This is a genomic window from Prosthecobacter sp. Pr1, from assembly GCF_057652315.1.
In genome coordinates this window covers 47,682-61,028 of record NZ_JBYFBS010000005.1, presented here as the reverse complement: position 1 = coordinate 61,028, position 13,347 = coordinate 47,682, and the positions used below count along the sequence as shown (strand labels likewise).

Genomic DNA, 13,347 nt, shown 5'->3' with positions numbered 1-13,347 from the left:
AAGAATGGGCCACTGAAGGTGGTGAGGGATGGAGAAACAGAGTGCTTGTGCAGCTCTCGCCATTCGTCATTCTGCATTCGTCATTTCCTTCTTATGCAGCCAGATCCTTTCCGCCTTCGCCTTTCCGCCCTCATGGGCTTCCTCGCCATCGCTCTGGGGGCTTCGGGCGCCCATGGGCCCGTGCATGACAAACTCGTGGCTGCTGGAGAACTCGCCCATTGGGAGACTGCGGTGCAGTATCAGCTGCCGCATGCCGTTGTGCTGCTGCTGCTCACGCTGCTGGCCAGCAGCAAACCGATCATGGTCTGGGCCTGGCGCCTTTTTTTCACGGGCATCCTGCTGTTCAGTGGCTCGCTGTACGTGCTTGCCTACACCGGAACGAAATGGCTGGGAGCCGTCACTCCACTGGGCGGATTGAGCTTCATGGCTGCCTGGGTTTTGATCGCGATGTCGGCGAAAGGAAAATAAGTGCGAAGTAATCTGCGCGACATGCGAAAAACACGTTGCGTCATGATGGGAGCTTGCTCCTATACCGGCCCTTCAAGTCAGAGGCTCGGTAGCTCAGTCGGTAGAGCAGGGGATTGAAAATCCCCGTGTCGGCGGTTCGATTCCGTCCCGAGCCACCTCTTGATTTGAAGAGGTGGTGGCGCTGAATGCGTCAAGTTTCACACGCTTGAACAGAGCCACGATCACCGCACCGATCCAAGGTGCGATCAGACCAGCCGCTTCTCTCCGCCCGTGTCTTTTTTCTTGGCATCATTCAAGGTGCCGGGACACCAGCAGTGATTGTCATACCACGCTCAGTTGAAAACGAGTCCTGCAGGCAAGCCGCCCTTTTCGCGAGATGGGGTGGGTATGACAGCGTAGGACGGTCGTGGCGAAGCCCGCCCGTCTATGAGCGTATGGCAAACACCCCGGCGTAGGAACGTCCTCGCAGTCGGGCGGTTTGGCGCAGGAGGCGGCAGGCGATGGACACACGCTTGACGCCAAACACGACCGACCTACGCCCAGAGCGCTGGTCTCGCAACGGTTTGAGAAAACCTCTTCGCCGGGCCCAGCACACAGACCTGTTATTAATGGCTCGTGGTATCAATTCCAATTGGAGTGGTTTGGTTCTGGGCCACAGATCATCCACTGCGGAGATCGACTGCCACGCGTCACCCGCTGCCATTTTGCGAGGGGCTGCTTTTGCAGATGGATGCTGCGCGGTCGTCTGGAACGGGAGCCTCAATCCAGGAGCTTCACGCCGCCGGTGTATTTTTTCACGACGTCGGGATCGAGCTCGAGGCCGAGGCCGGGGGTGGTGGGGATGGCGAGCATGCCGTCGGCATCGAGGGTCCATCCGCCGAGGGTGATTTCGTCGATGAAGGGGGAGCCGGTGAGGTATTCCACGAGATCGGTGCCGGGGAATGCGGAGGCGAGATGGAGATCTGCGGCGAGGCCGACGGCGGTGTTCCAGCCGTGAGGGATGAACTGCACGCCGTGCTCCTGCGCCATCCAGGCAATGCGGCGCTCTTCGCTGATGCCGCCGACTTTGGTGACGTCGGGCTGGATGATGTCGAAGGCGCGTGCCTCCAGAAAGGGCTGAAAGGCCTGACGGCGTGTGAGGACCTCGCCGCCGCTGATCTGCACGGGTGAGTGCTCGCGGAGTTTGGCGAAGTCTTCGAGGGAGTCGGGCGTGAGGGCTTCTTCAAACCAGTGCACGTCGTAATCGGCGAGCATCTTCGCTGTGTTGAGGGCCCACTTGTAGCCGTTGGTCCAGTGCGCGTCGCTGCCACCGGCATCGACCATAAGCTTGCTATCGGGGCCCACAGCCTCACGTGCGGCGTGGACGATGGCTTCATCGGTGGCGGCATTGCGGCGGCCAAAGGGACCCCAGCCGATTTTGAAGGCGCGAAAGCCCTGGGCTTTCACCTTGAGAAGGTGGTCACGCAGTTTCTCGGGCTCATCCATGAGGAGCGAGGCATAGGGCTGCACGCGCTCGCGATAGCGACCGCCGAGGAGGCGGCCGACGGGCTGCCCGGTGGCCTTGCCGAGGAGATCCCACAAGGCGATGTCGATGCCGCTGATGGTGTGGGTGATGGAGCCACCGCGACCGAGCCAGAACATGTTTTGATGCAGCTTCTCGCTGACGCGCTCGGGTTCGAGGGCGTTCTCGCCACGATAGAGTGGCTCGAGCACGGCCAGAGCGGAACGGACGAGCGCATCGTTGGTGAAGACGCTGCCGAGACCGACGGCGCCTTCATCGGTGTGGACGGCGATGAGGGTGTGGACGCAGTCTTCGGGGCGGAGTTCGTTGCTCCAGCCGCCTTCGGGGGTGGCTCCGCGCAAACCTGCGCAGCGGATTTCTCGGATTTTCATGGGTGACGTTGGAAGAGCTTGGCCTGGGGTTGAAAGGGGACTTCAGTATCGAGCGGGAAGATGGGGCGGGCGCAGCGGGTGTGGCCGAGGCTGCGGAGATTGGCGCTGGTGGAGCCGGGCGCATCCACATCGATGTAGCGTGCGGCCCAGTCTTTGAACATGTGGCGCTCGCACTGCGGCGACTTCACGACGACAGCGCCGAAGTGCTGGGGATCGCAACCGTGCGCGAGGAAGAGGGCGCGATCATAGAGACTGACCGCGCGGCTGGTGACGATGAGCGTGATGTCGCCGGTCTGAATCACGGCAGTGGGGCCGGCCTGCCAGAGCTCGCGGGTGGTCTCGCTGTGAAACCAGCCGTCTGAGAGCATGCGCACGCTTCCCTTGATGTGAAGTGGTGTGAAGCGGGCGGGATCCAGCGCGCCGCCGACGGTGGTTTTGACTGCATGGCCAATACCGGCGCGCAAGGCGGCTTCCACCGCAGCGGGATCGACGATGGGGATCAGGGCGGTGCCGGCATAGCCTGCGTCGAGCAGGGCGCGAAGGATCGCATTGCTGTCGCCGGAAGCGCCGGAGCTTGTGGCATCTGCGGCATCGACCAGCACGACAGTGCCGGAGGTATTCTCTTTTGTCTGACGCGCGGCGTCCGCGAGGCTGGTGAGGGGAACCTGCATCTTTTCGTGATGTTCCCAGAACAAGCTGGCGATGCGCAGGGCTTCGCGTTCGGCGAGGGCGGGATCGTTGTCCGTCACGACGAAGCTGTTCGAGGCGAGGGCGGGAACATCGGTGAAGGGATTGCCCCACATCATCGCGGCGGAGAGTCCGCCTGCGCTTTGCTCGACCTGCATCGCGGCATTCACGGCGTGACGAATGGAGCCGGAGGCGGTGATGAGTTCATCCCCACGCACGAGGGCGGGCACGCGCACCTTGGCGGTGACGGGTTTCACCTCGCCAGCGACGATGCGCAGGAGCAGGCGCGCGGAACGCTCGCCGGTGCTGAAGAAATCGACATGGGGGTAGGTGTGAAAGGCCACGGCGGCATCGCTCTGCTCGAGCATGAGGTCGGTGAGGATGCCGTGGAGATCGAGCGAGATGACGATGGGCACGTGCTCGCCGACGATCTTGCGCGTCTGCTGCAGCAGCCAGCCTTCCGGGTCATCCAGGCTCTGCGTTGCCATTGCGCCATGGAGGGAAAAGTAGATGCCATCCACCGGCGGTGCGGCCTTGATGCTGGAGAGCAACTCGTCCGCGATGCGCTCAAAGGCCACATCCGCGAGCGTGCCGCCCGAGGTGATGAAGTGGGCGCTGCAGGTGGGAACGAGTTCCACGCCGGGCGTTGCATCCAACACACTCAAGGCTCCGCCGACTTCACTGCGCACCTGACGGTGGTAGTCGAGAATGGACTGGCCGTGACGGAGCGTGAAGTCGTCGTATCCGCTCAAGAAGGGATTGAAGGTGGAGACTTCCTGTTTGCATTCGGCGATGAGAATTCGGGGCATGAGAAAGCTATTCTACGGTGCAACAACGCCAGCCTTCCGCCATTCCTCGTCAAAGTAGCCGGCGCGGATGATTTTCTCCTCTGCGCCCACCTTGATCACCGCCCAGTCGCCGAGACGAGGGAAGAGAAGGTAGTTGAAGGCGGCGAATTCCTGTTCGTGAAACGTGTGGCCGCTGTTGATGACGAGGTAGCGGTTTTTGGCGAGCGGACTGGCGGTGATGAAGGCTGGGGAATGATCTTGGGCGGATTGTACTTCCATGCCAAGCCGAAGCTCGTCGCGAGTCCATGTGAGCGGGAGCTGCGGCAGAGTTTTGGCGATCCATGAATTGCTGCCGGGATCGCCGAAGAGGATGAGGTGCTTGTCGCGCACATCGTCCTCGGTGACTTCGGAGTCGTCCTTCACGGGCAGGGGGCCGCGCATGTAGCGGGCCCATTCGTATTCGAAGCGTTGCAATTCGGCGGCGGCCCAGGTGTTGACGGCGGGGTTCCATGCTTTGCCGGTGCCGCGCACGCAGAGGAATGGCGTGGCGAAGGCGTCGTCGATGGGGCCTTGCAGGCCGGGTTGCTTGCCGGTGAGCTTGATCTCTTTGCGTGGGCCATCGCAGCGCCAGGTGTCGCCCGTTTTGGTGAAGACGAGGGCGTCGGAGGTTTGGTGCGGCGGCAGCGGGATGTCGGCACCGGCGATGCGGAGCTTGATGATGGGGCGATGGATGGCGAAGCGGGTGATGTTGCGGACTTCGCTGACGTCGATGGCATCGGCAGTCACGCTGGCGCGGAACTCGGCGCGTTCGTAGTGCCTGCCGAGGCTGAGGAGTTCGAGCCAGTGGCAGCGGTTGTATTTGAGCGTCCAGGTGACGAAGCGAAGCTGCTGCGGATCGTGATTGAGACCCTTCGCAGCGAAATCGGCGATGCGGCGCATCTGCTCGGCGTGCGTCTTGGGATCAATGACATGCCCCGTGCCCTGCGATATGAGATTGGTGAATGGAACGCCCTCTTTGGCGAAGGCCTGGCCCATGATGACGTGCGCCTGGAAGAAGGTGTCTTTGTCGCCGATGCAGGCGATCTCCGGGACCATGGTGGCGTTTGCGGCGTAGTCCACGGAGTCGAGCATGTGCAGGCCGAGTTCCTGATGCGGTGGCAGCGGACCGACCTTGATGAAGCCGGGGATCGGAGTTTCTGAGAAGCGGTGCGTGTCCACGTATCCGCAATAGGGGCCGATGGCGACGAAGCGGTCCGGGTGCTTCAAGCCGAGGTGCCAGGTGCCGGAAGCGCCCATCGACATGCCGCGCAGCACGATGCGGTCGCGATCAATCTTGTAGTTCCGGCAGACGGCCTCGATGGCTTCAAACACATCCGTCTCGCCGGCCCAGCGGTAGCAGTTTTCCACGCGGCCGAGCGGGTGAAGCTCAATGTAGTCCATATCGGGTGCGTTGCCTTTTTCTTCGTCGCCTTCATCGAAACGGCTGATGAATTTCAGCTCGCTCATGCCGACGGGTTTGGAGCTGCCGTGCAGCACCACATCGAGCCGCATGGGTTTGGAGCCGTCGTAGCTCTTGGGAATGATCACGCCGTAGGGCTGCGTTGAGCCATCGATGGCGGAGACGTAGCCGCGAATGACTTTGCCGTGCTTGGTGGTCCACGGAGCCGTCGCAGAGACGGCACGTTCTTTGTTGCGCTCGACGGCACGTTCGATGAGCCGGATGTCTGAGGGTGAAAAGGCGGTGTCGAAGGACAGTGCGTGTTCCACCGCTGCGGAGAAAAGGCCCATGTCTGCGGTCAAACGGTCCCGTTCGGCATTGGAACGTTGGATCATCGGAGACGTGGCTAGTTTCGCCATCCACACACCTTCCTGCTCAAACGTCAGTGCGCCTGCCTCACGGAGCACGAACTCCATCGCAGCGACGGTGTCCTCATAGGTCGTCGAGTGTCCGCCCATTTCGCGGTGGATGCTCAGGACCTTGCGTTTGGCCTGCTTCAACTTTTCCGCAAGTCGCAGCACGCTCTGCGGTGGCACCACATCATCTTTGCCGCCGGTGGTGAAGGCCGCCGGCATGGTGAAATTCTCCGGCCAGAACTCCGCGCTGCGTTTTTTGTATTCATCGGGCTTCTCTGTTTTTGAGCCACCATAGGAAGCCGTGCGGGCGTCCTGGAACTTGTCATAGTCCACGAGGTTCGCGATGCCATTGAGGCTGCACACGCCTGCGACCAATTCAGGATGCAGCGCGGCAAGGGTCAGCACGGCGGTGCCGCCCATGGAACCACCCGCGATGAAGACACGGTTCACATGATGGCGCTTCTTCAACTCACTGATGATCTGCAGCAAATCGGCTTCCGCTGCGGGGCCCATCCACGAGGTTTTGGCGCGGTAGTCGGGCGAGATGAAGATGAGTCCAAACGTTTCGGCAACATCGCGCAGTCCTTTGCACTCGCCGCGTGAGTCTTTGATGAACTGCCAACGGTCGGAGCCGTGGCCGTGAAAGGCGATCAACACATCATGCGCCATCATGGGCTCAAAGGATTCTGGCAGGATCTCCACGTAACGCTGCTCGGTGCCATCGAGCGTGGATTTGAAGGCGATGTCCTGTGGCTCGGCAGCACGAGAGTGGCCGAGAAGGAGGGCGATGCAGAGAAGGGCTTTCATTTGCGTGCTCATGGGTGTTTGCGAGGAATCACCGGCAGCACGATGTGGGAGGCCTGGCCGGTGCTGTGCATGACCTTTTGCGTGGCGACGACGCTGGTGGTTTCGAGGCCGATGTTGTCCGCGCCGGTGTTGAGGTTGCGCAGGTAGTAGGGAAAGAAGCTGCTGGAGATCTCGACGCGGATGCGGTGGCCTTTCAAGAAGGCGTTGGAAGTCGCCCGCCAGAACTCGATGGTGTATTCATGGGCCTGACCGGGCGTGATGAGGCTGAGCTTCGCCGGATTGAACGAGCCGTTGTGGTCGGGGTCGCGATGGCGGGCGCGCATGACGCCTTCGCAAAGCATGGCGGAGAAGCCGTCTGGCTGCACGTCGATGAGGCGGACCATCCAGTCGGTGTCACGGGCGGAAGTGGCGGCGTAGAGTTTGGCGGTGATGGGGCCGGTGACTTCGACTTCCTCCTCCAGCGGCGGTGTGGTATAAACTAACACGTCGGGGCCGGCGGATGACTTGCGCGTGTCGGCGGCGCCGTCTTCCAGATGCCCGCCGGTGAAGGGCGAGCGCGTGGGTTTGGCGGGATCATAGACATAGGAGTCGGACGCGGGCTCTCCCGCTGCGGGCGGTGAGGTGCCCAGCGTGCCGTCGCCGTTGAGGGAGTTCGCGTGGCCGCCGCTGTGGAGGTAATACTTGGTCCAGCGTGTCTGAGGGAGAGGCCAGTCCTGCTCGGCGGACCATTGGTTGCGGCCCATGACAAAGACGTGCACCGGCGCGTCGTTCATCACGTTGTTGTCGATGCCTTTGAGCCAGTGATCAAACCAGCGGCAGACATAGCCATCCCAGTCGATGACCGCCTGCTCGCCGTAGTCGAAGGCACCGAGCTTGCGGCTGGAATTGATGATGTGCTGCCAGGGGCCGATGACCATGCGTGGGTGGCGTGACTCAAGGGTCGCGCCATGCTGTTTCATGGCGAGGAAGTTCATCGGAGCGCCAGGAAAGTCAGCATCAAACCAGCCCGTGGCCGCGAGGGATGGTACTGTGACTTTCGCATACTCCTCCGGCTTTTGATAGGCGATGCCCTGCCAGTAGGGATCCGACGACGTGTTGCCGCGAATCCACTTCTCAAACCATGGCGCATCAAGCGCGCCGCGCAGTTCATTCAGCTTCAGGTAGGGCAGCTGCATGTAGTCCGCGAGGCGGCGCTCTTCGGAGGCAAAGCCGCCATACGGCCCCGGTCCCATGGTCTGGCCGACACGCCCCGCATTGGCACCGCCCCAGTCGAGCATCCAGGAAACCAGCACGCCGTTTTGATACGGGGCATTGAACATGGCATCCGGCGGCGCGACCTCCGGCACGATGGCCTTCAGCGAAGGCGGAGTCTGCGTGGCCGTCCACCACTGCGCCCAGCCCATGAAGGACAGTCCCATCATGCCGACTTTGCCATCGCACCACGGGCGCGAGGCCAGCCACTCGACCAGATCATAGCCATCGGTCTTGTGCTTCGGATCAAATGGGTCCCAGGTGCCCTCCGAATCAAACCGCCCCCGCGAGTCTGCGACGGCGACGACATAGCCACGTTTCGCAAACCATGCGGCGCGTTTCTGAAAGCCGGGATTGTTGCTGTAAGGCGTGATGATCAGGATCGCTGGGAAGCGGCCTTCGGCTTTCGGCTGTGCGACATCCACGGACAGTTTCACGCCATCACGCATGGCGGCCTTGTGGCCGCGGGTGGCTTTGACCTCGAACTTTTCGGCGGAGTATTGGCCGGGATCGGGAGCTTCGCCATGAAGCGGGGCGAGTGCCGCCAGCAGGATGGCGGTGAAGATGAGGAGCGGCTTCATGAGGTTCAAAGGGCGGATCGCATCAGCTGTGTTTCGATGTCCATGCCGACGCGTTCGCTCCAGGCCGACTGCATGGTATTGAACCAGAGGCCGGGTTTGCCGGTGCCGATGGGGATGTTGTTGATCTTGGTGCAGGGGGCCAGGCAGTAGGGCGTGGTGGTGAGCCAGGCTTCGTCGGCGTTGATCACATCGTAGGGCTGGAAGTCTTTTTCGATGAACTGCATGCCGATGCCTGCTGCGAGCTCCTTCACCGTCTGCAGGCTGACGCCCCAGAGGATGTTGCGCGTCGTGGGGGAGATGATGGTGCTGTCTTTGACGATGACGAAGTTGGAGCCGGCGCACTCGGTGACGTTGCCATCGAGATCGAGCAGCAGGGTGATGGCGCGCGGATCGACGGCCTGCGACTGTTTGTCGGCGAGGAACCAGTGCAGGCGGCTGCGGTTCTTCATCTTCGGCTCGACGCATTGTGGCGGGATGTGGCGGATGGAGGGCGTGACAACATGCGCGCCCTCGACGAAAAGATGCCGCCACATGCTGAAGCGCAGGGGAAAGGAGTGAATGCAGATCGTCGGTGACATGGGACCTGCAGCGCCTGCGGAGCCGGCGTAGAGCGCGTTTTCTCCAGGGGTGACGAAATGGACGATGCCGAGATCCTCGTCCGGCCGCAGCAGCTTGCAGTTCGTTTCGGCAAGCTCGTTCGTTTTAGCCAGCATCTCCTCCGGTGACAGGGGCAGCGCGATGCCGGCATACTTCAAGGAGCGGTAGAGCCGCGCCACATGATCCATGGCGCGATAGGGCTGATGGCGGAAGGTGCGGGTCATCTCCGTGAGCGTCGCGCCGAGGACGATGCCGAGATCGTAGATGTTCAGTTTGGCCTGCGAGGCGGGCAGGAAGCCGGTGTTCAGATAGACGACGGGTTCGTTCATAGGGTTTTAAAACAAGGGTTCTCAGCGGTGATCAGGTGCGCCCAACTCATACTTCACATGAGCCTCCACTTTCTCGATCTGCAGGGCGGATTTTCCGGAGGAGACGCGGGCTTCGACTTCGTTCACGCCCTGCTTCCATGCGCTGAGCGGCACGGCGCAATCGAGCCGCAGCAGACGTTGTTTGGGATTCACGGGACGTGGTTTGTAGCCGGAAGTGGGCTGGGGTTTGGGCGAGAAAATCTGCGCATCCTTCCATTCGGGATCACGCGTCGTCACGGACAGCAGCGTGCCGTTGCAGCGAAGCTCGAACACATCGGCCTCGGTGGCCTGAAACAGAATGCAGCGGAGGGTGAGGCTGGTCTTCACAGCGTCAGTGGGTGGTGCATCGCTGATGTGCAGGGTGAACTTCGCGGTGCGTGGATCGTCGGAGAAGGAATGGGGGAGGGGAGCGGTGTCGTTGCGATTGAAGAAGCCGTCGGCCCAGGGATAGCCGCCGCGTCGTTCGATGGCGAAGAACTTGGCCTTGCCTGCCATGCTCTGCAGCGTGCCCGCTTCATGGTAGGCGGCCTGATGTGAGGGCGGGCCAACTTCAGAACCGGTGATGAGGCAGGCGGCGGCGGTGCCGATGGACCAGTTGAAAGTAACCACGCTGTCGGCACCGCGTTGAAGGTGATTGGCGAAGACGCCGCGCAAGTACTCGATGGAACCGTAACGATAGCCGTCGGTGGCGTGATGATCGTCCACGCAGGGCTGAAGCTGCACGGTCTTGCCGACCGCCGCACGAATGCCTTCTACATCGACATCCATCGTGCGTGAGCCGAGCGTGAGGACATCGACGAGATGCTGCTCCGCCCACGTCTTCACATCGAAACCGTCGGCCTGGCAGCCGGCGAGCGTTTGCGGGACTTTTGCCGCCAGCAGGAGAGGACGTCCGAGCTTCTCGGCGACGTCGAGTAGCATCATGCGCACCATGCGCATGAACTCGGTGACGTGATCGCGCAGCTCCCACTGATGACCGACGGGCAGGCAGGGAATGTGGCGGGAGAAATCGATCTGGATGCCGTCGAGATCGTAGCGCGTGACGAGTTCACGCAGGAGGTTCACCTTGTGTTCACGCAGTCCGGCGGCGGTGAGATTCCACATGCCCTGTGGCCACCACGTGGCGGGAATGACCCAGTTGGGGTGCGCGACCTTAAGCGGATGCGGCTGCTTGGAGAGGCCGCCTTCGGGAAGGCATTCGACTTCGCTGATACGGTGGTTCCAGAAGACCTCCAGCTTGCGGCGGCGGGTTTCATTGATGAGCTGCTCGACCCAGTCCACGCCATCACGCAGCCACTGCTTTAACAGAGGATGGTCCACCGGGAGCTCGATCTTGCTGGGGTAGGAACATCCGAGCGGACTGCCGCCGATGTCCCACCAGATGGCGTCGATTTGACTGCCGGGTTCGTCTGCATAGGAGAAGACGGCATCGCTGAAGCGGGGGAAGGAGGTGTCGCCGTTGCGGTTGTGCTTCCAGTAGCTCCACATCGTGTCATTGGCATCGTATTGTACCACGATGCGGCGGCGGCGCTGCTGCATCAACTCGCGATGAGCGGCGGGTAATTCCACCGGCTGCGTGTTTGCGGTGGCAGAGTGGAGCAGACGGGGGCTGAGCAAGGCGGCAGCGCTGGTGTGGAGGAAGGTGCGGCGGTTTAGAGGTGAAGACATATCATGGGGGAAGTTGTGTGTCTTACTTCGATGATGAAGGCTCGACGCGGACGCGCCAGAAGAGCTCCTCGGGTTTGGCGTATTCATCGGCGAGGTGGTCATGGATGGGTGAAGTGCCCTGCTGGTGATCTAGAATGGCCGCGCGTTTGATTTCGAACTGCGCGGGGGGCAGGGTCACGCGGCGGTCTGGCGCGGCGGCGGGCGGAGCGCCATGGACGACGTAGGTGAAGAAATCGCCGTGGTAGCTGGCGGAGAGGATGGCATCGCGGACGAACAGGAAGGCCGTGCGATGATCGCCATGGGTGTCGGCTTCATGCGTGACATAGATTTCCTTTGGCTGACGGTTGCGGATGATCTCCGCGATGTCACCCACCACGTTTGCTTTGAGATAAGGCGCGGGCTGGCCGTGCATGGTGGAATGATAGTCAGGCGCGGTCACGCCATAGGTCGCGCTCTTCTGCGTGAACATCTGCCGGAACGGTGTGCTGCCGTCCATGGCGTAGATTTTTTCCAAGCCTGAATCGGGATAGCCGAGGAAGATCAAGCCGTCCTTCGGCAGACCGAGGCGCGCCAGCGCCCGCACGGAATGCTGCTGCCGCAGAGCGCCTGCGCTGATGAAATCTGCCGCAGTGAGGTGGTCGCGGTCCTTCTTGGCGGCGGCTGCTGCAAGGGCCGGATAGCCATCACCGCTGGTGATGACCACGACGCCGACATGCTGGTGCTGCTCCAGCGCCTGGAGCATGACACCGGCGCAGCCGATCACTTCGTCATCGGGATGCGGAGCGATGACCAGCACGTCGAGCGGTGCATTCTGAGCCAGTAGCGGAGATGACCATGTCAGTCCTGCTGCAACGATGAGCGTGTGGAGGAGGCGGTTCATGGTGCCATGTTTTTTGAAGGCCGACCGATGGGCAGCAGGCTGGCGAGGCTGCCGCAGACCACGCCCGTGGCAAACGATCCCGGCATGATCCACATGATGCTGATGGGGGGCAGACCCAGAGGAGTGGCATAGGCGATGCACACGGCCGTGGCGATGCTGGCCAGAGCAGCCACCAGTGCGCCGAAGGTCGTGGCCCGGCGAACGAACATGGCCAGGAAAAAGAGCACGAACAGCGGTGCGGTGAGCAGATTCACGGCGCGGAAGCAGACATCGAGGAGATTGCCCTCGATGCGGCTGACCAGCTGGCTGATGAGGATCACGGCGATGCCGATGGTGGCGGAAATCCAGCGCGCCAGCCGCATGCGGCCGGCATCGGTGAGCGGTGATGAGCGGAAGCGCACGATGAAGTCTTCGGTGATGACCAGGGAGGAGGAGTTCATGCCGGACGACAGGCTGGACATGGCAGCCGCGAGCACGGCGGCGATGATCACGCCGGTCATGCCAGCAGGGAGGCCGACCATGACGAAGCGCGGGAACAAGCGGTCAGCGCCGGTGACGAGGCTGGCGGATTCGGTAAACAATTCAGGATGCCGGGTGAAATAGCCCACCAGTGAGAGGCCGACCAGCCCGAGCAGGATGCCCACCAAGGCTTCCGAAGCCAGCGTGGTGAAGAGGGATCTGCGAGCCGCCCGTGCATCGCGCGTGGCGAGCCAGCGCTGGATCGCCATCTGGTCCGAGCCGAAGGTGCAGACAAACCATGCGAATGAAGACATGATCATGCCAAGGAATGTCATGCGCGTGGTCGAGTCGAAACCAAAGCGCGGCTCATCCCAATGCGCCGCCCATTGATGCGGCCACCATGCGGAGACGCCGCCGAGATCCACGGTGACAATCACGATCACCGCGACCGCGCCGCCGAGCATGATCAACGACTGCACTGCATCGGTGAGGACGACGGCGCGCAGGCCGCCTTCTGCCGTGTAGATGAGCGTGACGACGCACATGACCACGCTGGCGAGCAGTGTTGCCTGCGGGCCGAGACCGAGCATGGGGGCGAGGACTTTGTCAGAAGTCGCATAGAGGATCGTCGCCATCCAGAGCAGGCGCATGGACAGGAACATTGAGGCGCCGAGCAGGCGCACGCTCGGCCCGAAGCGCTGCTCCAGCATCTCATAGGCACTGGCGGCCTGCTGGCGCATGATGAAGGGGATGATGCCCCAGCCGACGACGATGCCGATCAGCGGAAAGATCGCATACTGCACGAGCTGCATCGGCCCGTGTTTGATCATCTCGCCAGGGACCGCGAGGTAGGAGAGCGCACTCGTCAGCGTGGCGAAGAGCGACAGCCCCACCGCAAAGGGGCTCATGCGCCGGCCACCGAGCATGTAGTCGTCGGTGGTCTTGTTGCGCCGTGCATAGTACTGGCCGATGACCAGCATGCCGCCGGCGTACGCTGCGATGACGAGCCAGTCCAAGAGTCTCATGCGATGTGGAACAAGGGAGAG

General features: G+C 62.1%; 9 protein-coding genes and 1 tRNA gene. 2 read left to right on the top strand and 8 right to left on the bottom strand.

The genetic code is table 11. The features are described 5' to 3' along the window. The first annotated feature begins 93 nt into the window (after positions 1–93). Positions 94–468 (top strand): DUF423 domain-containing protein, encoded by a 375-nt coding sequence (locus AC24GY_RS09870; protein WP_422322472.1) that lies wholly within the window; start codon positions 94–96, stop codon positions 466–468. An 82-nt stretch (positions 469–550) separates the two neighbouring features. Beyond that, positions 551–623: transfer RNA gene (locus tag AC24GY_RS09865), tRNA-Phe, on the top strand. Between the two features lie 604 nt (positions 624–1,227). Here AC24GY_RS09865 and AC24GY_RS09860 read toward each other — a convergent pair. Genes AC24GY_RS09860 through AC24GY_RS09825 form a run of 8 tightly spaced genes read right to left on the bottom strand, consistent with a single transcriptional unit; the run spans position 1,228 to position 13,326 of the window. Further along, entirely contained in the window at positions 1,228–2,361 is a 1,134-nt protein-coding gene (locus AC24GY_RS09860; RefSeq protein WP_487682430.1) for a mandelate racemase/muconate lactonizing enzyme family protein, read from the bottom strand. Further along, a complete protein-coding gene (locus AC24GY_RS09855; RefSeq protein WP_487682428.1) occupies positions 2,358–3,857 on the bottom strand; it encodes a M81 family metallopeptidase in 1,500 nt (499 codons plus the stop codon). The genes AC24GY_RS09860 and AC24GY_RS09855 overlap by 4 nt, the downstream gene beginning before the upstream one ends. A gap of 12 nt (positions 3,858–3,869) precedes the next feature. Beyond that, complete coding sequence (locus AC24GY_RS09850; RefSeq protein WP_487682426.1) at positions 3,870–6,497, bottom strand: prolyl oligopeptidase family serine peptidase; 2,628 nt, start codon at positions 6,495–6,497, stop codon at positions 3,870–3,872. Between the two features lie 8 nt (positions 6,498–6,505). Continuing rightward, positions 6,506–8,329 (bottom strand): CocE/NonD family hydrolase, encoded by a 1,824-nt coding sequence (locus tag AC24GY_RS09845; protein WP_422318907.1) that lies wholly within the window; start codon positions 8,327–8,329, stop codon positions 6,506–6,508. Positions 8,330–8,334: 5 nt separating this feature from the next. Beyond that, positions 8,335–9,255 carry an aminotransferase class IV gene (locus AC24GY_RS09840; protein WP_422318909.1) on the bottom strand — a complete coding sequence of 307 codons (921 nt, stop codon included), beginning with the start codon at positions 9,253–9,255 and terminating at the stop codon, positions 8,335–8,337. A gap of 21 nt (positions 9,256–9,276) precedes the next feature. After that, positions 9,277–10,962, bottom strand: coding sequence for a family 10 glycosylhydrolase (locus tag AC24GY_RS09835; protein WP_487682423.1), 1,686 nt, complete (start codon positions 10,960–10,962; stop codon positions 9,277–9,279). Positions 10,963–10,984: 22 nt separating this feature from the next. After that, complete coding sequence (locus tag AC24GY_RS09830; protein ID WP_487682421.1) at positions 10,985–11,842, bottom strand: PIG-L deacetylase family protein; 858 nt, start codon at positions 11,840–11,842, stop codon at positions 10,985–10,987. Continuing rightward, a complete protein-coding gene (locus AC24GY_RS09825; RefSeq protein WP_487682419.1) occupies positions 11,839–13,326 on the bottom strand; it encodes a sodium:solute symporter family transporter in 1,488 nt (495 codons plus the stop codon). The genes AC24GY_RS09830 and AC24GY_RS09825 overlap by 4 nt, the downstream gene beginning before the upstream one ends. Positions 13,327–13,347 lie beyond the last annotated feature (21 nt).

Bases quoted from the DNA above. Each gene is read 5' to 3' on its own strand.
- AC24GY_RS09870 (WP_422322472.1), top strand. From the start codon at position 94: ATGCAGCCAGATCCTTTCCGCCTTCGCCTTTCCGCCCTCATGGGCTTC.
- AC24GY_RS09860 (WP_487682430.1), bottom strand. From the start codon at position 2,361: ATGAAAATCCGAGAAATCCGCTGCGCAGGTTTGCGCGGAGCCACCCCC.
- AC24GY_RS09855 (WP_487682428.1), bottom strand. From the start codon at position 3,857: ATGCCCCGAATTCTCATCGCCGAATGCAAACAGGAAGTCTCCACCTTC.
- AC24GY_RS09850 (WP_487682426.1), bottom strand. From the start codon at position 6,497: ATGAAAGCCCTTCTCTGCATCGCCCTCCTTCTCGGCCACTCTCGTGCT.
- AC24GY_RS09845 (WP_422318907.1), bottom strand. From the start codon at position 8,329: ATGAAGCCGCTCCTCATCTTCACCGCCATCCTGCTGGCGGCACTCGCC.
- AC24GY_RS09840 (WP_422318909.1), bottom strand. From the start codon at position 9,255: ATGAACGAACCCGTCGTCTATCTGAACACCGGCTTCCTGCCCGCCTCG.
- AC24GY_RS09835 (WP_487682423.1), bottom strand. From the start codon at position 10,962: ATGTCTTCACCTCTAAACCGCCGCACCTTCCTCCACACCAGCGCTGCC.
- AC24GY_RS09830 (WP_487682421.1), bottom strand. From the start codon at position 11,842: ATGAACCGCCTCCTCCACACGCTCATCGTTGCAGCAGGACTGACATGG.
- AC24GY_RS09825 (WP_487682419.1), bottom strand. From the start codon at position 13,326: ATGAGACTCTTGGACTGGCTCGTCATCGCAGCGTACGCCGGCGGCATG.